Genomic DNA, 22,232 nt, shown 5'->3' with positions numbered 1-22,232 from the left:
CGCCCGGTTACATTCCGAACCCGGAAGCTAAGCCTTACAGCGCCGATGGTACTGCAGGGGGGACCCTGTGGGAGAGTAGGACGCCGCCGAACAATAATTGGAGCTCTGGCTCCCGGGCATACAGCCCGGGAGCCAGAGCTTTTTTGCGTTGAGGTAAGGTCGGGGAGCATCGTTGGCTCGTTTTCCTACTGGAGGCCCCCGGGTGGAGGTCCAGGAGACCCGTGTTCAGACCGACCGGGTCCTCACCATCCCGAACATCCTCAGCATGGCGCGTCTCGTCGGCGTACCGCTGTTCCTGTGGCTGATTCTCAGGCCTGAGTTCGGGGGGCCGCAGAGCGACGGCTGGGCCCTGCTGGTGCTGGCCCTGAGCGGGGTCAGCGACTACCTGGACGGCAAGCTCGCGCGACGCTGGAACCAGGTCAGCAGCCTCGGCCGGCTCCTCGACCCGGCCGCGGACCGGCTCTACATCCTCTCGACCCTGGTAGGCCTCACCTGGCGGGACATTCTGCCCCTCTGGTTGACCGCTGTACTTCTCGCGCGAGAGCTGGTCCTGCTGGTGATGGTGGGCGTCCTCAGACGGCACGGCTATCCGCCGCCGCAGGTGAACTTCCTGGGGAAGGCGGCCACCTTCAACCTGATGTACGCCTTCCCGCTTCTCCTGCTCAGTGACGGAACCGGATGGCTCTCGTCACTCGCTGCAATTTTCGGATGGGCGTTCGCCGGATGGGGTACAACGCTCTACTGGTGGGCAGGAGTCCTCTACGTGGTACAAGTCCGCCGCCTGGTCCGTGCGGACGCCATGGCCGACTGAGCCTGTCGATCGCCTGCCGAGAAGTGGCTCGATGGCCCGCCGCCGAAAAGTGCGGGACAATCTGGACGGGTGAAGTCGGCTAGACCGTCGTCTCTTCAAGGAGGACGCTTCCGACATGAAGGCCGTCGTGATGGCCGGAGGCGAAGGCACGCGCCTTCGCCCTATGACCTCGAGCATGCCCAAGCCGCTCCTGCCGGTGGCCAACCGGCCGATCATGGAGCACGTTCTGCGGCTGCTCAAAAGGCATGGGCTCAACGAGACCGTCGTCACTGTTCAGTTCCTGGCGTCACTGGTCAAGAACTACTTCGGTGACGGTGAAGAGCTCGGAATGGAGCTCAGCTATGCCAACGAGGAGAAGCCACTCGGTACCGCCGGAAGCGTCAAGAACGCCGAGGAGGCGTTGAAGGACGACGCCTTCCTGGTCATCTCCGGCGACGCACTGACCGACTTCGACCTCACCGAACTGATCAACTTCCACAAGGAAAAGGGCGCGCTGGTCACCGTCTGCCTGACGCGCGTGCCCAATCCGCTGGAATTCGGCATCACGATCGTCGACGAGGAAGGCAAGGTCGAGCGCTTCCTCGAGAAGCCGACCTGGGGCCAGGTCTTCTCGGACACCGTGAACACCGGTATCTACGTGATGGAACCCGAGGTCTTCGACTACGTCGAGGCCGACGTGCCCGTCGACTGGTCCGGTGACGTCTTCCCGCAGCTCATGAAGGAGGGCAAGCCGATCTACGGCTATGTCGCCGAGGGCTACTGGGAGGACGTCGGCACCCACGAGAGCTATGTGAAGGCCCAGGCCGACGTCCTCGAAGGCAAGGTCGACGTCGAACTCGACGGTTTCGAGATCTCCCCGGGCGTATGGGTGGCCGAGGGCGCCGAAGTCCACCCCGACGCCGTTCTGCGCGGACCCCTCTACATCGGTGACTACGCCAAGGTCGAGGCCGGCGCGGAAATCCGCGAACACAGTGTCATCGGCTCCAACGTCGTAGTGAAGAGCGGCGCCTTCCTGCACAAGGCCGTCGTCCACGACAACGTGTACGTCGGACAGCACAGCAATCTGCGCGGATGCGTCGTAGGGAAGAACACCGACATCATGCGGGCCGCCCGGATCGAGGACGGGGCCGTCATCGGTGATGAATGCCTGATCGGTGAAGAATCGATCGTGCAGGGCAATGTGCGGGTCTATCCGTTCAAGACCATCGAAGCCGGCGCGTTCGTCAACACGTCGGTGATCTGGGAGTCCCGCGGACAGGCGCACCTCTTCGGCGCCCGCGGTGTCTCCGGCATCCTGAACGTCGAGATCACGCCCGAACTGGCCGTGCGGCTGGCCGGTGCCTACGCCACCACCCTGAAGAAGGGCTCCACCGTCACCACCGCCCGCGACCACTCCCGTGGTGCCCGGGCGCTCAAGCGGGCGGTCATCTCCGCGCTTCAGGCCAGCGCCATCGACGTACGGGACCTGGAGAACGTACCGCTGCCGGTGGCGCGGCAGCAGACCGCTCGGGGCAGCGCCGGCGGCATCATGATCCGGACCTCGCCCGGGGTGCCGGACTCCGTGGACATCATGTTCTTCGACGGACAGGGCGCCGATCTGTCGCAGGGCGGTCAACGGAAGCTGGACCGGGTGTTCGCGCGGCAGGAGTACCGGCGGGCGTTCCCCGGAGAGATCGGGGACCTGCACTTCCCGGCCAGCGTCTTCGACTCCTACACCGGGTCGCTGCTGCGGAACGTGGACACCACCGGGATCTCCGAGTCCGGCCTGAAGGTCGTGGTCGACGCCTCGAACGGAAGCGCCGGGCTCGTCCTGCCGAGCCTGCTCGGCAAGCTCGGGGTGGACTCGCTGACCATCAACCCCGGTCTGGACGAGTCCAGGCCGACGGAGACGGCCGACATGCGCCGCCGGGGGCTCGTACGGCTCGGCGAGATCGTCGCCTCCTCGCGGGCCGCGTTCGGCGTGCGGTTCGACCCCGTGGGTGAGCGGCTGTCCCTGGTGGACGAGAAGGGCCGGATCATCGAGGACGACCGGGCGCTGCTCGTGATGCTCGACCTGGTGGCCGCCGAGCGGCGCAGCGGGCGGGTCGCCCTGCCGGTGACGACGACCCGGATCGCCGAACAGGTGGCGGCCTACCACGGAACGCAGGTCGAGTGGACGACGACCTCGCCCGACGACCTCACCCGGGTCGGGCGGGACGAGTCGACGATCTTCGGCGGGGACGGCAAGGGCGGGTTCATCGTCCCGGAGTTCAGCAGCGTCTTCGACGGGACCGCGGCGTTCGTGCGGCTGATCGGGCTCGTGGCCCGGACGCAGCTCACGTTGAGCCAGATCGACGCGCGGATCCCGCGGGCGCACGTCCTGAAGCGGGATCTGGCGACCCCGTGGGCCGTGAAGGGGCTCGTGATGCGGCGGGTCGTCGAGGCGGCCGGAGACCGCTTCGTGGACACCACCGACGGCGTCCGGGTGGTGGAGACGGACGGACGCTGGGTCATGGTCCTGCCGGACCCCGCCGAGGCCGTCACCCATCTGTGGGCCGAAGGCCCCGACGACGCCTCCGCACAGGCCCTGCTGGACGAGTGGGCGACCGTGGTGGACAGCGCCGGGCGCTGACAGCACGTCCACGCGCGCGTGCCGGACAGGTGGCCCCGGGGAGGCCTGTCCGGCACGCCGGTGGGGTCGTTCACAGGTAGTGGCCGCGACATGCGACGATGTGCGGCATGCCGCAGCAGCCCCCCGTTCGGAGCACACCCGCGCGCGCCTCGCGCCCGGACGCGTCCATGTCGCTGCTCACCAACGTCATGGACCACAGCCTCGACGACGGGTACGCCGAGGCGGCCGCCCGGAAACAGGCCGACGGGACCAAGGGCCTGCCCAGGACCCTGCGGGCCAGGATGGGACTGGCCGCCGGGCTGGTGCTCGCGGCCCTCGTGGTGACCGTCGGCGCGGCCCAGGCGCGGACCGCCGCCCCGGTCGTCGCCAAGGAGCGCGAGGAGCTGATCGACCGCATCGACCGCGAGACCGAGGCGGCCGACGATCTGGAGGACACCGTCGACGAACTGCGCGCCGACGTGAGCGCCCGGCAGCGCGAAGCGCTCAGGGACAGCGGCGGCGGTGAGCAGGCGGAGCTGGTGGGCATGCTGGCGGGCGCCGTCGCGGTGCACGGGCCAGGGATCGAACTCGTCGTGGACGACGCCGAGGAAGCCTCCACGGGCGGCGACGGCGACCCCCGCGAGACCTCCGGGTTCTCCGACACCGGGCGGGTGCGCGACCGTGACATGCAGCGTGTGGTGAACGGGCTGTGGGCCTCCGGCGCCGAGGCGGTCTCCATCAACGGGCAGCGACTGACGGCCCTGTCGGCGATCCGGGCCGCGGGTGACGCGATACTGGTCGACAACAAACCGCTGGTGCCGCCGTACACGGTGCTGGCGGTGGGGGACGGGCGGAACCTCAGTACCCGGTTCCAGGACAGCTCCGACGGGCTGTACCTGCACGCCTTGCAGGAGAACTTCGGCATCCGGACCGCCATCTCCGTGCAGGACGACGTCCGGGTGCCCGCCGCGCCGAGTGTGATCGTACGTACAGCACAGCCGATAACTGAGAAGGACGCATCGTGATCGCCGTACTGGGCCTCGTCGTGGGCGTCGTGGCCGGCCTGTTGGTCCAGCCCGAGATTCCGGCCGCTGTCGTTCCGTACCTGCCGATCGCCGTCGTGGCGGCGCTGGACGCGGTGTTCGGCGGGCTGCGGGCCATGCTGGACGGGATCTTCGACGACAAGGTCTTCGTGGTGTCGTTCCTGTCGAACGTGGTCGTCGCCGCGCTGATCGTCTTCCTGGGCGACGAGTTGGGCGTCGGATCCCAGCTGTCCACGGGTGTGGTGGTCGTCCTCGGCATCCGCATCTTCTCCAATGCCGCGGCGATCCGCCGGCACGTGTTCCGGGCGTGAGGCCGATGAACGACCAGGACGAGACGCGCCGGGACGAGACGAACCGGAGCGGGTCGCACAGGAGCGAGGCGCACCGGGGCGGGACGCACCGTCACGAGCCGCACGGCAACGGGTCGCACCGGGACGACACGGCGACGACCCGGCTGCGCAAGGAGTTGCCCGCGGAGGTGCCCGCGGTGCCCCGACAGCAGCAGGGGCCGGGGCAGGCCGCGGAACCCGCGCTGACGGGGCGGCAGCGGCTGGTGAAGGGACTGTGGCCGCCGCGCGTGACCCGGGCCCAACTCATCGTCGCCGTGCTGCTGTTCGGCCTCGGTTTCGGCCTGGCCGTCCAGGTCGCCTCCAACAGCGAGAGCGGCAACGCCCTGCGCGGCGCGCGCCAGGAGGATCTCGTGCGCATCCTCGATGAACTCGATGACCGCACTCAGCGTCTTGAGGACGAGAAGCAAGGCCTCGAGGAGCAGCGGCAGGAGCTGGAGAACAGTTCCGACCAGGCCGAAGAGGCACGGAAGCAGACGGTCGAGAAGGAGAAGCAACTGGGTGTCCTGGCGGGCACGGTGGCCGCCCAGGGGCCCGGCATCACCATGACCATCGAGGACACGAAGGGGACGGTCGAGGCGGACATGCTGCTCGACGCGATCCAGGAGCTGCGCGCGGCGGGGGCGGAGGCGATCCAGGTGAACGGTGTACGGGTCGTCGCCGACACGTTTCTGACGGATTCCGGCAAGAGCGTGAGCGTCGACGGGAACAAGATCAACGCGCCCTATCGTTTCAAGGTCATCGGCAAGCCGCAGGACCTCGAACCGGCGCTCAACATCCCTGGAGGCGTGGTGCAGACTCTTGAGAAGGAGCAGGCCACCGTGACCGTCGAGCGATCGACCAAGATCGTCGTGGACGCCTTGCGAGCGGCGCAGCAGCCTGACTACGCTCGGTCGTCCTCCCAGTGAACCGGGGGTGCATGGGGGCCGTCCGGCAGGGGCATGAGGTTGCGGGGGGTCGGCGCACCGATCGGGTGGTGCGTGGTGGAAACTGTCTGGTGGATACGGACGTTGTGAAGGTGTCCGGGTCGGCCGGTGTATTCAGTCAGGGTTCGTCCTGCCCCACGGGCGGGTCTGTTTCGGTCAAGGGGAATCGCCCGTGAAGTTGTTTGCGAAGTTGTTCGGCAAGAGCGCGCGAGAGGGCAGCGACAACGCGACCGCCCGTCATCGCGCACAGCCCGAGGCGGAAGGTGAGCGGCCGCTGTTCCGCGACCAGGTGGCTGGTCCGGGCGGTGACATTCCGGGAGGCCAGGGCGGGGCGTCGGTTGACCCTGCCCAGGCCGGCGGCATAGGTTTCGGCCAACCGTCGACCTCGAGTACGGGTGGAGGGTTTTCCCCTATGACGGCCCTGGTGTGTACGAGGTGCGGTAACCGCAACGCGGAGAACAGCCGCTTCTGCTCCAACTGCGGCGCGCCGCTGAGGCCCGGTCTGACGCCCGAGCGTGCGTCGGAGACGACCTCCACCATCTCCATCTCCGGTCTCGAGGCCTACGACTCCGAGACCACCGGTCAGACGCAGCTGCCGGCGCTCTCCCCCGAGGCGCAGGCCGCGGTGGACGCGCTGCCGCTCGGCTCCGCGCTGCTGGTCGTGCGGCGCGGGCCCAACTCGGGCAGCCGCTTCCTGCTGGACGGCGACCTGACCACGGCCGGGCGTCACCCGCAGAGCGACATCTTCCTCGACGACGTGACCGTCTCGCGCCGTCATGTGGAGTTCCGCCGTCGGCCGGACGGTTCGTTCACGGTGGCCGACGTCGGCAGTCTGAACGGCACGTACGTCAACCGGGAGCGGATCGACGAGGTCGCTCTGTCGAACGGTGACGAGGTGCAGATCGGCAAGTACCGGCTGGTCTTCTACGCGAGCCAGCGAGGCTACTGACCCTCCCCGGGTTCCGTCCGGGGGTGTCCCCAGGGAAGGTCCATGCTGCGAACACCGAGGGGCGGTGCCGGTCACGGCACCGCCGCCGCGGACGCCGGTCCGATGAGCATCGGCGCGGTGCTGAACGTGCTGCGTGACGAGTTTCCCGACGTCACCATCTCGAAGATCCGCTTTCTGGAGTCGGAGGGACTGGTCGAGCCGGAACGGACCCCTTCGGGGTATCGCAAGTTCAGCGCGCAGGACGTCGAGCGCCTCGGCCACGTGCTGAGGATGCAGCGGGACCACTATCTGCCGCTCAAGGTGATCCGGGAGCACCTGGACGCCATGGAGCGCGGTGAGGCCGCGCCGCTGCCGACCGTGGGCCGGCAGCGGGACGGTGAGGCCGTGCCCGAGCTGTCCGACGTGCCTACGGTGGCCCGTATCGGGCGGGCCGAGCTGCTGGCGGCCGCGGGGGTCGAGGAGCCGGAGCTCGAGGAGTGGGAGGCGTACGGGCTCCTCGTGCCCCTGGAGGACGGGGTGTACGACGCGGAGGCGGCCACGGTGGCCTCGCTCGTCGCCGAGCTGGGGCGCTTCGGTATCGAACCCCGGCACCTGCGGGTGATGAAGGCCGCCGCGGACCGTGAGGCGGGGCTCGTGGACCAGGTGGTCGCCCCGCTCCGGCGGCATCGCAATCCCCAGACCAGGGCGCATGCGGAGGCCCGTACGAAGGAGCTCGCGGGGCTGACGGTCCGGTTGCACGCGGCGCTCGTGCAGACCGCGCTCGGCGTGCGGTTGCCCTGACGGGCGGGCTCTCCGGGAGGCCGGATCGGTCACCCGTTCCCGGCCCGACTACCCAAACGTCCCGGGCACGGCCTAGGGTTGCTGTGTGAACGAGCTCGATGTCGTAGGTGTCCGGGTCGAGATGCCCTCCAACCAACCGATCGTGCTGCTGCGTGAAGTGGGGGGCGACCGTTACCTCCCCATCTGGATCGGACCGGGGGAGGCGACGGCGATCGCCTTCGCCCAGCAGGGCATGGCTCCCGCGCGGCCGCTGACCCACGACCTGTTCAAGGACGTGCTGGAGGCCGTCGGCCAGGAGCTCACGGAAGTGCGCATCACGGACCTGCGTGAGGGGGTCTTCTACGCCGAGCTGGTCTTCGCCAGTGGTGTCGAGGTGAGTGCGCGCCCGTCCGACGCCATAGCGCTGGCGCTGCGCACCGGGACGCCGATCTACGGCAGCGACACGGTCCTGGACGACGCGGGCATCGCCATCCCGGACGAGCAGGAGGACGAGGTGGAGAAGTTCCGCGAGTTCCTCGACCAGATCTCGCCGGAGGACTTCGGCTCCAGCAACCAGTAGCGGGCGGTGCCCGTCCGTGCCCGGCCGGCGGGACGGGCCGCGCGCGCAAAGGGGCGCCCGGGGCGTGCCCTGTGTGTCATGTGCCGGTGGCCCGTGGGAGCGGCCCACGGCTCCCGCTCCGCGCATTCGGCTAGCCTTTCCCCGCGGTGGGGTGCGGGAAACCACTCCTTGGGTGATTATCACTCGGCGTGGCGAGTGTGGCGATCGTTGACGCACCCCTGGTGACTGCCTACCGTCGAGAAGGCAGGTCAAGGACGGAGGTCGGCGTGGGAAGCAGCGGCGACGGTACGGCTGGGGGTGCCCCCGGATTCGGTGTCGGGGGGAGCGGTCCGTACCCTTCCCCGAGTTCTCGGCTGCGCTCGGGCAGGGGGTACCCCGCGCACAGCGGCGGGGCCGACCTCGCTCCCCAGCGACCGGCGGCCGTGCCGAGCAGCGGAGGGACGGCGTCCATGGCGTCCGAGCAGATCGGCTACCGGGGCCCGACGGCGTGTGCGGCCGCCGGCATCACCTATCGACAACTGGACTACTGGGCGCGCACCGGGCTCGTCGAGCCGAGCGTGCGGCCCGCGCACGGGTCCGGCACGCAGCGTCTGTACAGCTTCCGGGACGTCGTCGTCCTGAAGATCGTCAAGCGGTTCCTCGACACCGGTGTCTCACTGCAGAACATCCGCACCGCCGTCCAGCACCTGCGGGAGCGCGGGTTTCGCGACCTGGAGCGCATGACGCTGATGAGCGACGGTGCCACGGTCTACGAGTGCACCTCGCCGGACGAGGTGCACGCGTTGCTCCAGGGCGGTCAGGGCATCTTCGGGATCGCGGTGGGCGTGGTGTGGCGGGACGTCGAGAGCGCGTTGTCCCAGCTGCACGGCGAGCGGGTGGACACCGGGGAGACGCTCGTCGGGCACAACCCGGCGGACGAGCTGGCGCGGCGGCGCAACCGGGCGGTCTGAGACCCGACGGGCGCCGGCGGGCGGGGTCTGGACCGGCGAGGTGCCGGGCCGGCGGCCGGGCGCCGGCGGGACGGCGTCCCGGGCCGTCCGGGAGCACAGGGGTGGGCATGCGGGCGGTCCGGTGCTCCGGTGCCGTTGTGGGTGCGGTCCGGTGCTCCCGTGCTGGTGTCGGTGCGGTCCGGTGCCGTTGTCAGTGGTGTGGTGCAGCATCGGAGATGTGAGAAACGCGCCCACGATCCTGCATCTCGACATGGACGCCTTCTTCGCCCAGGCGGAGCAGGCGTCCAAGCCGAGTCTGCGCGGGAAGGCCGTCGTCGTGGGCGGGCTGGGACCGCGCGGGGTGGTGGCGACCGCCTCGTACGAGGCAAGGGTCTTCGGTGTGCACTCGGCGATGCCCATGGCCCAGGCCCGCCGGCTGGCGCCGAACGCCGCCTATCTCACTCCGCGCTTCACGTTCTACCGGTCGATCAGCGACCAGGTGATGGGGTTGCTGCGGTCCCTGTCCCCGTTGGTCGAGCCGCTGAGCCTGGACGAGGCGTTCGTGGACCTGGAGGCCGGGGAGGCGGCCTGGGACAGCGGGTCGGCGCGGCTGGCCGGGGTGCGGCTGCGGGCGGACATCCGTGCGGTCACCGGCCTCACGGGATCGGTGGGACTGGCCGGCTCCAAGATGCTCGCGAAGATCGCCTCGGAGCAGGCCAAGCCCGACGGCCTGGTGCTGATCGAGCCGGGCACGGAGCGGGCGCTGCTCGGGCCGATGCCGGTGCGGACCCTGCCGGGGGTGGGTCCGGCGACCGGTGACCATCTGCGCCGGGCGGGGATCACCACGGTCGACGAGATCGTCGAGGCCGGTGAGGACGAGCTCGTACGGCTGCTGGGCAAGGCCCACGGGCACGGCCTGTACGCGATGGCGCTGGCGCGGGACGACCGGCCCGTGGTGGCGGAGCGGGAGACCAAGTCGGTGTCGGTCGAGGACACGTACGACGTGGACATCCATGACCGGGTGCGGGTGGAGCTGGAGGTGCAGCGGCTGGCCGACCGGTGTGTGCGCAGGCTGCGGGGGGCCGGGCTGTCGGGGCGGACCATCGTGCTGAAGGTGCGGCGGTACGACTTCTCCACGCTCACCCGGTCCGAGACCCTGCGGGGGCCCACGGACGACCCCGCGGTTGTGCGGGAGGCGGCCGGCCGGCTGCTGGACGCGGTGGACACCACGGGCGGGGTGCGGCTGCTCGGGGTCGGTGTCAGCGGCCTGGCCGACTTCACCCAGGAGGATCTGTTCGCGCAGGTCGCCGAGGCGAGAGCGGAGGGCGTCGAGGAGGAGGTGCCGGACGAGCCGGCGCGGGAGGACGCGGTGCCGGACGGACACCAGTGGCGTCCGGGGCACGATGTGCGGCATGCCGTGCTGGGGCATGGCTGGGTGCAGGGCAGTGGCCTGGGACGGGTCACCGTGCGGTTCGAGACACCGCAGTCGGAGGTGGGGCGGGTGCGCACGTTCCGGATCGACGACCCGGACCTGGAGCCGGCGGATCCGCTGCCGCTGGTCCGGCGAAGACCGGAAGAGGCCCCGACGGCGGACGGCGCGGTGGGGGACGCGGACGGCGCGGTGGAGGACGCGGCCGGGGAGGCGGGGCCCCTGGGCGGGGCGCAGGCGGGCGGGGTACCGGTGGAGCGGCCGGGGGCCGTCCGGTGACCGGGAAGAGTCCTTCCGGGGTGTCGCCGGAGCGGTGTGCCGAGGTCCGGACGGTGGTGGAGCGGATCACGGCGTGGGCCCTCGGCCGGAGCGACGTCGTCGGAGTGCTGCTGGTCGGGTCATGGGCCCGGGGTGCGGCGCGGCAGGACTCCGACGTCGATCTCGTCGTCCTGACGACCCGGGCCGCCGGGTACGCCGACGACGACGCCTGGCTCCGCGAGCTCGCCCTGGGCGAGGTGGTCCGTGTCGGGGCGTGGGGGCCCGTCACCGAGTGGCGGCAGGTCACCGCCTCCGGGCTGGAGGTCGAGGTGAACATCGGCGCGCCGGACTGGGCGCGCACGGACCCCGTCGACGCCGGGACCCGGCGCGTCGTGCGGGACGGTGCGCGCGTCCTGCTCGACCCCGCCGGGCTGCTGGCGCGGCTGCTGCGGGCCTGCGGCTGACCGCGGGGTCAGGTGTCGTCCCGGCCGGCCAGGGTGCCGAAGTCGTGGTCCTCCGTCGGGGGAGGGGCGCCCACGTCGAGGCCGTAGTGGTGGTAGAGCTGGAGTTCCTGCTCCGGGGAGAGGTGGCGGCCGACGCCGAAGTCCGGGGCGTCCTTGATCAGAGAGCGGTCGAACGGGACGCGCAGGGTGCCCTCAACGAGTTCGCTGGGCTCCAGGGGGACGAAGGCGTCCCGGGAGAACAGGCCGGTCCGTATGGCCGCCCACTCCGGCACGCCGGTGGCGTCGTCGAGGTAGACCTCGTCGATCGTGCCGATCTTGGTGCCATGACGGTCGAACGCCTTGCGGCCGATCAGGTTGCGCGGATCGATGTCGGTCTGCACGGGCCCTCCACGTGGTCGCAACTCATTCGTAAGCACTACAAAAGAGCACATCGGTGATGGCGGCCACTCGACAGGGGGCACCGTTGACCTCGCTGATAGTCTGACTACGGCTGCTGACCCCGTGCGGGAGAGTCCTCCGGAGAACACCGGAGGCGCCGAAGGAGCAAATCCTCCCCGGAATCTCTCAGGCCCACGTACCGCACGGACGAGGTCACTCTGGAAAGCAGGGCGGACGTCGATGGCTTCCGCCCTCACCGACGGTGAAAGCCGGGCGTCCACGGGCGGCCGGTGAAGCTCTCAGGTCGAGATGACAGAGGGGGAGGCCGTCCGGGTACCCGTGCCGTGGTGCCCCTCGAAGGTCGCGTCAGACCAGGAGGCCTCCGCAATGACCGCCCATCGCATTCCGCTCGCCGACCTCGAACGGGCAAACCCGTTCGAGCAGCGCCACATCGGGCCCGACCAGGAGGCGCGGGCCAAGATGCTCGCGCAGGTCGGGTACGGCTCGCTGGACGAGCTCACCGCCGCCGCCGTCCCCGATGTGATCAAGAACGCCGACGCGCTGGACCTGCCGGACGCGCGGTCCGAGGCCGAGGTGCTGGCCGAGCTGCGCTCGCTGGCCGACCGCAACCAGGTCCTCGACTCCATGATCGGCCTGGGCTACTACGGGACGTTCACGCCGCCGGTGATCCTGCGCAACGTCATGGAGAACCCGGCCTGGTACACGGCCTACACGCCGTACCAGCCGGAGATCTCCCAGGGGCGGCTCGAGGCGCTGCTGAACTTCCAGACCATGGTCGCCGACCTCACCGGGCTGCCCACGTCCGGTGCCTCGCTGCTCGACGAGGGCACCGCCGCCGCCGAGGCGATGGCGCTCTCCCGCCGTATGGGCCGGAACAAGAAGGGCCTGTTCCTGGTCGACGCGGACGCGCTGCCGCAGACCATCGCCGTGATCGAGGCGCGGGCCGAGCCGACGGGTGTCGAGGTGGTCGTCGCCGACCTCGGTGACGGGATCCCGGCCGAGGTCGCCGAGCGCGAGATCAACGGTGTGCTCCTCCAGTACCCGGGCGCCTCCGGCGCCGTACGCGACATCAGGCCGGTCATCGAGCAGGCCCACGCGCTGGGCGCGCTCGTCACCGTCGCCGCCGACCTGCTCGCGCTGACGCTGCTGACGTCGCCCGGTGAGCTGGGCGCGGACATCGCGGTCGGCACGACGCAGCGGTTCGGTGTGCCGATGGGCTTCGGCGGGCCGCACGCCGGCTACATGGCCGTCCACGAGAAGTTCGCGCGCAGCCTGCCCGGCCGGCTCGTCGGCGTGTCCGTGGACGCGGACGGGAACAAGGCCTACCGGCTGGCGCTCCAGACGCGTGAGCAGCACATCCGCCGGGAGAAGGCCACCAGCAACATCTGCACCGCGCAGGTGCTGCTCGCCGTCATGGCCGGGATGTACGCCGTCCACCACGGCCCCGAGGGGCTCAGGACGATCGCGCGGCGCACCCACCGGTACGCCTCCGTCCTCGCCGGCGGCCTGAGGGCCGGCGGTGTCGAGGTCGTGCACGGTTCGTTCTTCGACACGCTGACCGTGCGGGTGCCCGGCCGGGCCGCCGAGGTCGTCGCCGCCGCGCGCGAGAACGGCGTGAACCTGCGCCTCGTCGACGCCGACCGGGTGTCGATCGCCTGCGACGAGACCACCGGGCGGGCCCAGGTGAGTGCCGTCTGGGCCGCCTTCGGGGTCGACGGGGACGTCGAGGAACTCGACGCGGTGACCGAGGACGCGGTGCCGGCCGCGCTGCTGCGCACCGACGCGATCCTCACCCATCCCGTCTTCCACCGGCACCGCTCCGAGACCGCGATGCTGCGCTACCTGCGCCGGCTCGCCGGCCGGGACTACGCGCTCGACCGCGGCATGATCCCGCTGGGCTCCTGCACCATGAAGCTCAACGCGACCACCGAGATGGAGCCGGTCACCTGGCCCGAGTTCGGGCAGCTGCACCCGTTCGCGCCCGCCGAGCAGGCGGAGGGCTACCTCACGCTCATCCACGAGCTGGAGGAACGTCTCGCCGAGGTCACCGGGTACGACAAGGTGTCCCTCCAGCCCAACGCCGGGTCGCAGGGCGAGCTGGCCGGTCTGCTCGCCGTACGGGGGTACCACCGGGCCAACGGTGACGAGCAGCGGACCGTGTGCCTCATCCCGTCGTCCGCGCACGGCACCAACGCCGCCAGTGCCGTGATGGCCGGCATGAAGGTCGTCGTGGTGGGCACGGCAGGGGACGGCGAGATCGACGTCGAGGACCTGCGGGTGAAGATCGACAAGCACCGGGACGAGCTCGCGGTCCTGATGATCACGTATCCGTCGACGCACGGCGTGTTCGAGGAGCACGTCGCCGACATCTGCGCCCAGGTGCACGAGGCCGGCGGACAGGTGTACGTCGACGGCGCCAACCTCAACGCGCTCGTCGGACTCGCCAAGCCGGGGCACTTCGGCGGTGACGTCTCGCACCTGAACCTGCACAAGACGTTCTGCATCCCGCACGGCGGCGGCGGCCCCGGCGTCGGGCCGGTGGCCGTGCGCTCGCACCTGGCGCCGTACCTGCCGAACCACCCGCTCCAGCCCGCCGCCGGGCCGGAGACGGGCGTGGGGCCGATCTCGGCCGCGCCCTGGGGCTCCGCGGGCATCCTGCCGATCTCGTGGGCGTACGTGCGGCTCATGGGCGGGGACGGGCTGAAGCGGGCCACGCAGGTGGCGGTGCTGTCCGCCAACTACATCGCCAAGCGACTGGAGCCGCACTACCCGGTGCTGTACACCGGCCCCGGCGGGCTGGTCGCGCACGAGTGCATCATCGACCTGCGGCCGCTCACCAAGGCGACCGGGGTGAGCGTCGACGACGTGGCCAAGCGGCTCATCGACTACGGGTTCCACGCGCCGACGATGTCGTTCCCGGTGGCCGGCACGCTGATGATCGAGCCGACCGAGTCCGAGGACCTGACCGAGCTCGACCGGTTCTGCGAGGCGATGATCGCGATCCGTGCGGAGATCGACAAGGTGGGTTCGGGCCAGTGGCCCGCCGACGACAACCCGCTGCGCCACGCCCCGCACACCGCGGCCGCGCTCGGCGGGGAGTGGGAGCACTCCTACTCGCGCGAGGAGGCCGTCTTCCCGGCCGGGGTGTCCGCCGCCGACAAGTACTGGCCGCCGGTGCGCCGCATCGACCAGGCCTTCGGTGACCGGAACCTCGTCTGCTCGTGCCCGCCGCTGGACGCGTACGAGGACTGAGCGGGCAGCCGAGGGCCCCGTCCGCGCCGGACGGGGCCCTCGGCCGTGCCGTGCCCCGACCGACCGGCCCGGACGGCACACCTAGGCCGTGGCCAGGGCCACTTCGGTCGACTTGATCAGGGCGACGACGTCCGAGCCGACGAAGAGGCCGAGGTCGGTGGCCGCCTCCCGGGTGATCGCCGCGGTGAGCTCGCCGGCCGCGACGGAGATCTTCACGGACGCCATGGCCGCGCCCAGGGTGAGGCCCACGACCGTGCCGGGAAGCCGGTTGCGGATGGACAGGCCCTCCAGGTGGCCGGTGGCGAGAGACACCTCCGTCGACTTCACCAGCGCCAGCACGGTGGAGCCCGGGGCGAGACCCAGCTCGGTCACCGCCTCCCGGGTGATCGCCGCGGTGAGCGTGGGGCCGCCGGTGAGCCGGACCCTGACAGTGGCCATCACCTCGCCCGGGGTGACGTCGCTGACGGTGCCGGGGAGCTGGTTGCGGATGCTCAAGGTCATGGGACCCCACCGTAGAGCCCCATGACCTCTATGCCGGGTATGTGTGCGTCTGTGCCGCCTTGGCCGTGGCCGCCTGGTCGCCCGCCGCCCGCACGTCGGTCTTGTGGGCCGCTGCCGCGTCGGCCTTCGCCGGTCCGGGCTTCGTCGGTCCGGCCTTCGTCGGTCCGGGCTTCGTCAGGGCGCTCGGGGGCGGGAGGGCGGCGATCAGACCCGGTCGATGTGCACGTTCGTCGACTTCACTCGCGCGGTGGCCTCCATCCCCACCTCCAGGCCCAGCTCCTCGACGGCCTCCCGGGTCAGCAGGGAGACGAGGCGGTGCGGGCCGGCCTGGATGTCGACCTGGGCGGCGACGTCGCCGAGCTTGATCGCCGTGACGATGCCGGGGAACGCGTTGCGCACGGAGGTGTAGGAGGCGCCCTCCTCGCCGCTGCCGGAGCCCGCGAGCTCGACGGAGAACGCGGCGAGGTCCTTGCCGTCGATGAGGCGTCGTCCGGTCTCGTCGCGGTGGGTCGCCACTCGGCCCGCGTCCGCCCAGCGGCGCGCGGTGTCGGGGCTCACGCCGAGCAGCCGCGCGGCCTGGCCGATGGTGTAGGACTGCATGCCGGTCACGATAGGCGGTGCGGTCCGCGGCCGGGCGCCGGGCCCCGGAGCGCGCCGTGCGACGTCCGCTGTGCGATGTCCACCTTGCCGAGCCGTCGGCCGCCCGCCTACAGTCCGCTCCGTAATGTTCGTCGAAGAGACCGAATGTTTCGACCGCTTCGGTCTCCCGGAGGGGCGGAGGCACATGAGGACGAGCGACGGCACGGATCGCGGGGTGAGCGGCGGGAGCAGCGGCGCCACGGGCGACGCGGCGGGTGACACGACCACCGGCACCGCAAACGCCATGGCGGACGACGGCGCGGCCGGCCGGACCTACGGCAACCCCGTCATCCCCGGCTTCCACCCCGACCCCAGCATCTGCCGGGTCGGCGACGACTACTACGTCGTCTGCTCCAGCTTCGAGTACTTCCCGGGCGTCCCCATCTTCCACAGCCGTGACCTCGTCCACTGGCGCCAGATCGGCAACGTCCTGGACCGCCCGGCCCAACTGCCGCTGCCGGACGACCTGCCGGCCTCCGCGGGGATCTACGCGCCGACGATCCGGTACCACGACGGCCGCTTCTACATGATCACCACCAACGTCGCCGGCGGCGGGACCTTCCTCGTCACCGCCGACCGGCCGGAGGGGCCGTGGTCCGACCCGGTCCGGATCGACCTGCCCGGCATCGACCCGGACCTCGCCTGGGACGAGGACGGCTCCTGCTGGTGCGCGGTCTCGGGGGTGCGGGTCGCCCGGATCGACCCGGTGACCGGCGAGGTGCTCGAAGGGCCGGTGCCCGTGTGGTCCGGGACGGGGCTCCAGCATCCCGAGGCCCCGCACCTGTACCGCATCGGGCCGTGGTGGTACCTGCTGCTCGCCGAGGGCGGCACGGCCCACGGCCACAGCGTGTCCGTCGCGCGGGCCAGGTCGCCGCTGGGCCCGTACGAGGCGGCCCCCGCCAACCCCCTCCTCACCCACGCCGGCACCGATCTGCCCGTCCAGTGCACCGGCCACGCCGACCTCGTCGAGGCGGCCGACGGCCGGTGGTGGATGGTGCTGCTCGGGACGCGCCCGCGCGGCTGGTTCCCCCGGTTCCACGTGCTCGGCCGGGAGACCTTCCTGGTCCCGGTCGAGTGGGTCGACGGCTGGCCCCGGACGGGTCCGGTGCGCGAGCGGCACCCGGCGCCGGCGGGTGCCTGGCACCCCGTCCCGCCCGAGCCGGAGCGGGACGACTTCGACGCCCCCGGCCTCGCCCCGTACTGGATCTCCCCGCGCCGCCGGGCCGAGGGCTCCTGGTCGCTGAGCGACCGCCCCGGCCGGCTCACCCTGACCGCGACCGGAGACAGCCTCGACCGCCCGGGATACACCTTCGTCGGCCGCCGCCAGCGCCACCCCGACTGCCGTACGGCCGCCCGTCTGGAGCCCGGATCCGGGCGCGCCGGGCTCTCCGTCCGCCTCGACGAGGCCCACCACTACGACCTGGAGGTGAGCGGGGGCGAGGCGGGCGTGGTCGTCCGGATCGGGCCCGTACGGCAGTGGGTCGCACGGCGGCCGGTGCCGCCCGGCCCCCTCACCCTCGTCGTCGACATCCGCACGACCGACCAGGTGGCGCCGTCCGTGACGGCCCCGGGGCAGCGGGCCGACGGGGTGCGCCCGGCCGGTCCCGACACGATCGCCTTCTCGGTCGAAACGGCGGACGGCACCGAGCCGCTGGCGGAGCTCGACGGCCGCTACCTCTCCACCGAGGTGGCCGGCGGCTTCACCGGCCGGGTCATCGGGCTCTACGTCACCGAGGGCACCGCGGCCTTCGACTGGTGCGAGCACCGGCCGACCCGCTGAACCGCGCCCGCCGGATTGCCTGTGTTCAAGGGGTTGCCACCCCTCGGAGCCTGTCTCTAGGGTGCGGCAGCAGCGAAGCTTTCCGAATCTCAAGCGAAACTTTCGATATCGGACGGACAGCGGTGTGTGCCGTCCCGAACCCCGAGGAGCGCATGATGGGCCACCCGGCACTGTCCCGCCGCGGCTTCCTGGCGGCCTCCGCCGCGGCCGGTCTGAGCATGACGGCACTGAGCGCCTGCGGCGGCGACTCGGACGGAGGGTCGTCGGGGACGACCACCGTCGAGTGGTGGAACATCTCCACCACCCAGCCGACGAAGGACGTCTGGGCCGGTCTGGCCAAGCAGTTCGAGGCACAGAACCCGAACGTCAAGATCAAGATCGTTCAGCTGGAGAACGACGCCTACAAGTCGAAGATGACGGCCCTGACCGCTTCCGGGAAGCTCCCCGACATCTTCCACACCTGGGGCGGCGGCGTCCTGCGGCAGCAGATCGACGCGGGGCTCGTGGAGGACCTCACCGAGCGCACCCAGGACTGGGCGAAGGACCTGCTGCCGGTCGCCAGTGAGCCGTACCTCTTCGACGACCGGACCTACGGCATCCCGTTCGACATCGGGATGATCGGCTTCTGGTACAACAAGGCGCTCTTCCGGCAGGCCGGCATTGACGCGCCGCCCACCACCTGGAGCGGCTTCCTCGACGCCGTCCGGAAGCTGAAGTCCGCCGGTGTCACCCCGCTCGCCCTGGCCGGCAAGGAGAAGTGGCCCGGCATGTACTACTGGGCCTACCTCGCGATGCGCACCGCCGGAGCCGACGCCGTCCAGAAGGCCGGCGACGACAAGGACTTCACCGGCGAGGGCTTCGTCCAGGCCGGGCAGCACCTGAAGGAACTGGTCGACCTTGAGCCGTTCCAGAAGGGTTTCCTCGGCGCCGCCTACTCCAGCCCCACCGGGCAGGCCGCCACCGTCGGCAACGGCAAGGCCGCCATGGAACTCATGGGCCAGTGGGCGCCCGTGGTGCAGGCCGACGCGGGCAAGGGGCTCGGCACGGACCTGGGCTTCTTCCCGTTCCCCGCGGTCGAGGGCGGCAAGGGCGCGCTCACCGAGGTGTTCGGCGGAGGCGGCGGCCACGCCCTGCGCGCGGGCGCCCCACAGGCGGCCGTGGACTTCCTGAAGTTCTTCGCCTCCGCCGCCACCGACACCGAACTGGTCCAGAAGACCGGCGTGGTGCCCGTCGTACCGGCCGCCGAGAGCGCCCTCACCGACCCCAACCTCACCGCCGTACAGACCCAGTTGAAGGCGGCCACCGGCTTCCAGCTCTATCTCGACCAGGCGTACGCGCCCGCCCTCGGCCAGGAGGTCAACGACAGCGTCGCCGCCCTCATCGCCGGTTCCAAGTCGCCCCAGCAGGTCGCCGAGTCGATCACCAAGGTCGCGAAGGAAGAGCAGTAGCCCGCGATGACCTCGACCTACCTCCCGGACAAGCGCAGCGGCCCGGACGCCGGCGCCGCGCTCCCGCCCCCGGCCGCCGGCCCGGCCCGGGGACGGGCCCGGCGGCGCGCGCGGCACTGGCTCACCGCCGTCGGCCTCCAGGTGCCCGCCCTGGTGCTGTTCGGCACGCTGGTGCTGCTGCCGATGCTCTTCGCGCTGTACGCCGCGTTCTTCCGCTGGGGCGGCTTCGGCATGCCCGAGGACTACGTCGGCGGCGACAACTTCACCCGGCTCTTCGAGGACCCCGTCTTCCTCGGTGACCTGTGGCGCTGCCTCCTGCTGGTGCTGCTCTCGCTCGCACTCCAGCTGCCGTTCGCGCTCGCCCTGGCGGTCGCGCTCAACCAGCGGATCCGCGGCCGGGCCGTGTACCGGATGCTGTTCTTCGCGCCGTACATCCTCTCCGAGGCGATCACGGGCGTGCTGTTCGGCATGATCTTCGCGCCGGACGACGGCCTCGCCGACCACGTCCTCGGCGCGGTCGGCCTGGACGGGCTGGGCGGGCAGTGGTTCGCCGACCCGTCCACCGTCATGGCCACCCTGTTCCTGGTCATGACGTGGAAGTACTTCGGCTTCCACATGATGCTCTACCTGGCCGGACTCCAGTCCATCCCGGCCGAGCTGACCGAGGCGGCCCTCATCGACGGGGCCGGACCGTGGCAGCGCTTCCGGCACGTCACCCTGCCCCTGCTCGCGCCGACGCTGCGGATCAGCGTCTTCCTGTCCGTCATCGGCTCGATCCAGCTCTTCGACCTGGTCTGGGTCACCACCGCGGGCGGCCCCGACCACCACTCCGAGACGATGGCCGTGACCATGTTCCAGTACGGCTTCAAGCGCTACCAGGTCGGCTACGCCAGCGCGATCAGCGTGGCCATGTTCGCCATCAGCCTCGTCTTCGCCCTCGCCTACCAGCGGTTCGTGCTCCGCCGCGACCTGGAGGGGGCCACCACCACCCTGCGAGGAGGCGGCTCGTGAGCGCCCGCAAGACCGGCGGCGCCGTGCGCGCCCGCAAGACGGACGGTGCCGTGCGCGGCCGCGGGACCGGCGGTGCCGTGAGTGCCCGCGGGACCGGCGGTGCCGTGAGTGCCCGTAGGACCGGCCGGACCCTTCCCCTGCACGTCGTCCTCGTCGCCGTCGGCGCGGTGATGGCCGTGCCCCTCGTCTACGCCGTCCTGTCCGGCTTCAAGTCCACCGACGAGCTCTCCCGCAACCCCGTCGGCCTGCCCGACGCGTGGATCACCTCCAACTACACCGACATCCTGGGCGCCGGATCGTTCTGGCGGCTGGTCGGCAGCAGCACCCTCATCGCGGTCGGGACGACGATCGTGGTGGTCGCGGTGTCCGCGCTCGCCGCGTTCTCCTTCGCGCGGTTCGCCTTCCGCGGCCGGGAAGCGCTGTTCACCCTGTTCACGATGGGGCTGATGTTCCCCTTCGCGGTGGCCGCCCTGCCCCTGTTCCTGCTGCTGCGCTCGCTGGACCTGCTGGACAACCCGCTCGGTGTGATCCTCCCGCAGGCCGCCTTCGGCCTGCCGATGACCATCGTGATCCTGCGGGGCTTCTTCCGGGAGATCCCCGCCGAGCTGGAGGAGGCCGCCACCCTCGACGGCTGCGGCCCTCTCGGCTTCTTCTGGCGGATCCTGCTGCCCATGGCGCGCCCGGCCCTCGGAACGGTCTCCGTCCTCGCCGTCGTGGGCAGTTGGAACAACTTCTTCCTGCCACTGCTGGTCTTCACCGACTCGACGTGGTGGACGATCCCCATCGGCGTCCAGCAGTTCCAGGGCCAGTACTCCGCCGAGTACGCCCGGGTCTTCGCCTATCTGGTCCTGGCCATGGTCCCCGCCCTGGCCTTCTACTCCGTCGCCGAGCGCCAGCTCGTCGGCGGCCTCACCGCCGGCGCCACGAAGGGATGACGCGCGCCCGCGGACGCACCACCGCGTCGTACGGCTCACCCACACCACCGATCGTGAGGAGTCGCACCATGTCCCGCACGTTCCGCACCTCCCGCACGTCCCGTACCTCCCGCACCCGGCTCAGACTCGCCGGTGCCCTCGCCGCCGTCCTCGTCGCCGCGGGTGTCGCGAGCGGCCCGGCCGCGCAGGCGGGCGAGCAGCACGGGGCGAGGACGCTCGCCGAACTCGCCCAGCGGCACGGCCGCTACTTCGGCAGTGCCACCGACAACCCCGAACTCGCCGACGAGCCCTACACGGCCGTCCTCGGCAGCGAGTTCGACATGATCACGCCCGGCAACGGCATGAAGTGGTACGCCACCGAGCCGCGGCAGGGCGTCTTCGACTTCTCCGCGGGCGACGAGATCGTCGACCTCGCCCGGGCCTCCCACCAGGAGGTCCGCGCCCACACCCTCGTCTGGCACAGCCAGCTGCCCGGCTGGCTGACGAGCAGGGAGTGGACGGCGGACGAGCTGCGGGCCGTCCTGAAGAACCACATCCAGACCGAGGTACGGCACTACCGGGGCAAGGTCTACGCCTGGGACGTCGTCAACGAGGCGTTCAACGAGGACGGCACCTACCGCGAGACGCTCTTCTACAGGACGCTCGGCCCCGGCTACATCGCCGACGCCCTGCGCTGGGCCCACGAGGCCGACCCGAAGGCGAAGCTCTACCTCAACGACTACAACATCGAGGCCGTCGGCCCGAAGAGCGACGCCTACCACGCCCTCGCCCAGGAGCTGAAGGCCCAGGGCGTCCCCCTCGACGGCATCGGCCTCCAGGCCCATCTCGCCCTCCAGTACGGCTATCCGACGACCCTGGAGGAGAACCTGCGGCGGTTCGCCCGCCTCGGCCTGGACACCGCGCTCACCGAGGTCGACGTACGGATGCAGCTGCCGGCGACCGAGGAGAAGCTGGCCCGGCAGGCCGAGTGGTACGGGGACCTGACCGAGGCGTGCCTCGCGGTGCGCCGGTGCGTCGGCATCACCGTCTGGGACTACACCGACAAGTACTCGTGGATCCCGGCGTTCTTCCCGGGGGAGGGCGCCGCCCTGCCGTGGGACGAGAACCTCGTGCCGAAGCCGGCGTACCACGCGATCCGGGAGGCGCTGAGCGCCTGACCGCCAGACCCTCAAGGTGCCGAAG

General features: G+C 71.0%; 20 protein-coding genes, 1 rRNA gene and 1 riboswitch. Of the genes, 18 read left to right on the top strand and 3 right to left on the bottom strand.

Annotation, left to right across the window (positions count from 1 at the left end; all coding sequences use genetic code 11):
- From rrf to ACFYWQ_RS17590, 12 genes are all read left to right on the top strand, one after another.
- Positions 1 to 92, top strand: a 5S ribosomal RNA gene (gene rrf / locus ACFYWQ_RS17645); the annotation flags it as partial.
- A 110-nt stretch (positions 93 to 202) separates the two neighbouring features.
- Positions 203 to 811: a CDP-alcohol phosphatidyltransferase family protein gene (locus tag ACFYWQ_RS17640; RefSeq protein ID WP_389517375.1), complete on the top strand. Its 609-nt coding sequence runs from the start codon at positions 203 to 205 to the stop codon at positions 809 to 811.
- Positions 812 to 926: 115 nt separating this feature from the next.
- Complete coding sequence (locus ACFYWQ_RS17635; RefSeq protein ID WP_389517373.1) at positions 927 to 3,422, top strand: sugar phosphate nucleotidyltransferase; 2,496 nt, start codon at positions 927 to 929, stop codon at positions 3,420 to 3,422.
- 98 nt (positions 3,423 to 3,520) lie between these two features.
- A complete protein-coding gene (locus tag ACFYWQ_RS17630) occupies positions 3,521 to 4,426 on the top strand; it encodes a DUF881 domain-containing protein (protein ID WP_389517371.1) in 906 nt (301 codons plus the stop codon).
- Positions 4,423 to 4,755, top strand: coding sequence for a small basic family protein (locus tag ACFYWQ_RS17625; protein WP_030798533.1), 333 nt, complete (start codon positions 4,423 to 4,425; stop codon positions 4,753 to 4,755). The genes ACFYWQ_RS17630 and ACFYWQ_RS17625 overlap by 4 nt, the downstream gene beginning before the upstream one ends.
- A gap of 5 nt (positions 4,756 to 4,760) precedes the next feature.
- Positions 4,761 to 5,699: a DUF881 domain-containing protein gene (locus ACFYWQ_RS17620; protein WP_389517369.1), complete on the top strand. Its 939-nt coding sequence runs from the start codon at positions 4,761 to 4,763 to the stop codon at positions 5,697 to 5,699.
- Between the two features lie 82 nt (positions 5,700 to 5,781).
- Complete coding sequence (locus ACFYWQ_RS17615; protein ID WP_389517467.1) at positions 5,782 to 6,666, top strand: FHA domain-containing protein; 885 nt, start codon at positions 5,782 to 5,784, stop codon at positions 6,664 to 6,666.
- A gap of 42 nt (positions 6,667 to 6,708) precedes the next feature.
- Entirely contained in the window at positions 6,709 to 7,446 is a 738-nt protein-coding gene (locus ACFYWQ_RS17610) for a MerR family transcriptional regulator (RefSeq protein ID WP_389517367.1), read from the top strand.
- A gap of 85 nt (positions 7,447 to 7,531) precedes the next feature.
- A complete protein-coding gene (locus ACFYWQ_RS17605; RefSeq protein ID WP_030833746.1) occupies positions 7,532 to 8,005 on the top strand; it encodes a bifunctional nuclease family protein in 474 nt (157 codons plus the stop codon).
- A gap of 266 nt (positions 8,006 to 8,271) precedes the next feature.
- A complete protein-coding gene (locus tag ACFYWQ_RS17600) occupies positions 8,272 to 8,955 on the top strand; it encodes a MerR family transcriptional regulator (protein WP_389517365.1) in 684 nt (227 codons plus the stop codon).
- A gap of 217 nt (positions 8,956 to 9,172) precedes the next feature.
- Positions 9,173 to 10,642, top strand: coding sequence for a DNA polymerase IV (locus tag ACFYWQ_RS17595; protein ID WP_389517363.1), 1,470 nt, complete (start codon positions 9,173 to 9,175; stop codon positions 10,640 to 10,642).
- 53 nt (positions 10,643 to 10,695) lie between these two features.
- Positions 10,696 to 11,085, top strand: a complete 390-nt coding sequence (locus ACFYWQ_RS17590) for a nucleotidyltransferase domain-containing protein (RefSeq protein ID WP_389517361.1) — start codon at positions 10,696 to 10,698, stop codon at positions 11,083 to 11,085.
- An 8-nt stretch (positions 11,086 to 11,093) separates the two neighbouring features.
- Here ACFYWQ_RS17590 and ACFYWQ_RS17585 read toward each other — a convergent pair whose 3' ends face one another.
- Positions 11,094 to 11,465, bottom strand: coding sequence for a PRC-barrel domain-containing protein (locus ACFYWQ_RS17585; protein ID WP_389517359.1), 372 nt, complete (start codon positions 11,463 to 11,465; stop codon positions 11,094 to 11,096).
- A 114-nt stretch (positions 11,466 to 11,579) separates the two neighbouring features.
- A riboswitch (glycine riboswitch) is annotated at positions 11,580 to 11,675 on the top strand.
- 175 nt (positions 11,676 to 11,850) lie between these two features.
- Here ACFYWQ_RS17585 and gcvP point away from each other — a divergent pair.
- Positions 11,851 to 14,736, top strand: a complete 2,886-nt coding sequence (gcvP, locus tag ACFYWQ_RS17580; protein ID WP_389517357.1) for an aminomethyl-transferring glycine dehydrogenase — start codon at positions 11,851 to 11,853, stop codon at positions 14,734 to 14,736.
- 81 nt (positions 14,737 to 14,817) lie between these two features.
- Here gcvP and ACFYWQ_RS17575 read toward each other — a convergent pair whose 3' ends face one another.
- Both ACFYWQ_RS17575 and ACFYWQ_RS17570 read right to left on the bottom strand, forming a co-directional pair.
- The gene (locus tag ACFYWQ_RS17575) at positions 14,818 to 15,237 is read right to left on the bottom strand and encodes a molybdopterin-binding protein (protein WP_389517354.1); all 420 of its coding nucleotides are present in this window, start codon (positions 15,235 to 15,237) and stop codon (positions 14,818 to 14,820) included.
- Positions 15,238 to 15,441: 204 nt separating this feature from the next.
- Positions 15,442 to 15,837 carry a molybdopterin-binding protein gene (locus ACFYWQ_RS17570; RefSeq protein WP_385074085.1) on the bottom strand — a complete coding sequence of 132 codons (396 nt, stop codon included), beginning with the start codon at positions 15,835 to 15,837 and terminating at the stop codon, positions 15,442 to 15,444.
- A 283-nt stretch (positions 15,838 to 16,120) separates the two neighbouring features.
- Between ACFYWQ_RS17570 and ACFYWQ_RS17565 the strand changes: the two genes are divergently transcribed.
- From ACFYWQ_RS17565 to ACFYWQ_RS17545, 5 genes are all read left to right on the top strand, one after another.
- Positions 16,121 to 17,656: a glycoside hydrolase family 43 protein gene (locus tag ACFYWQ_RS17565; RefSeq protein ID WP_389517465.1), complete on the top strand. Its 1,536-nt coding sequence runs from the start codon at positions 16,121 to 16,123 to the stop codon at positions 17,654 to 17,656.
- A gap of 155 nt (positions 17,657 to 17,811) precedes the next feature.
- Positions 17,812 to 19,104 carry an extracellular solute-binding protein gene (locus ACFYWQ_RS17560; RefSeq protein ID WP_389517352.1) on the top strand — a complete coding sequence of 431 codons (1,293 nt, stop codon included), beginning with the start codon at positions 17,812 to 17,814 and terminating at the stop codon, positions 19,102 to 19,104.
- A gap of 6 nt (positions 19,105 to 19,110) precedes the next feature.
- Positions 19,111 to 20,115, top strand: coding sequence for a carbohydrate ABC transporter permease (locus tag ACFYWQ_RS17555; protein WP_389517350.1), 1,005 nt, complete (start codon positions 19,111 to 19,113; stop codon positions 20,113 to 20,115).
- A gap of 170 nt (positions 20,116 to 20,285) precedes the next feature.
- The gene (locus ACFYWQ_RS17550; protein ID WP_389517462.1) at positions 20,286 to 21,050 is read left to right on the top strand and encodes a carbohydrate ABC transporter permease; all 765 of its coding nucleotides are present in this window, start codon (positions 20,286 to 20,288) and stop codon (positions 21,048 to 21,050) included.
- A gap of 68 nt (positions 21,051 to 21,118) precedes the next feature.
- Positions 21,119 to 22,207, top strand: coding sequence for an endo-1,4-beta-xylanase (locus ACFYWQ_RS17545; protein WP_389517348.1), 1,089 nt, complete (start codon positions 21,119 to 21,121; stop codon positions 22,205 to 22,207).
- The last annotated feature ends 25 nt before the right edge of the window (positions 22,208 to 22,232 follow it).

It is taken from the genome of Streptomyces sp. NPDC003247, assembly GCF_042888135.1.
Taxonomy (GTDB): domain Bacteria; phylum Actinomycetota; class Actinomycetes; order Streptomycetales; family Streptomycetaceae; genus Streptomyces.
Note: the sequence above shows the minus strand (reverse complement) of the source record. Positions and strands in the feature narration are given on the sequence as shown.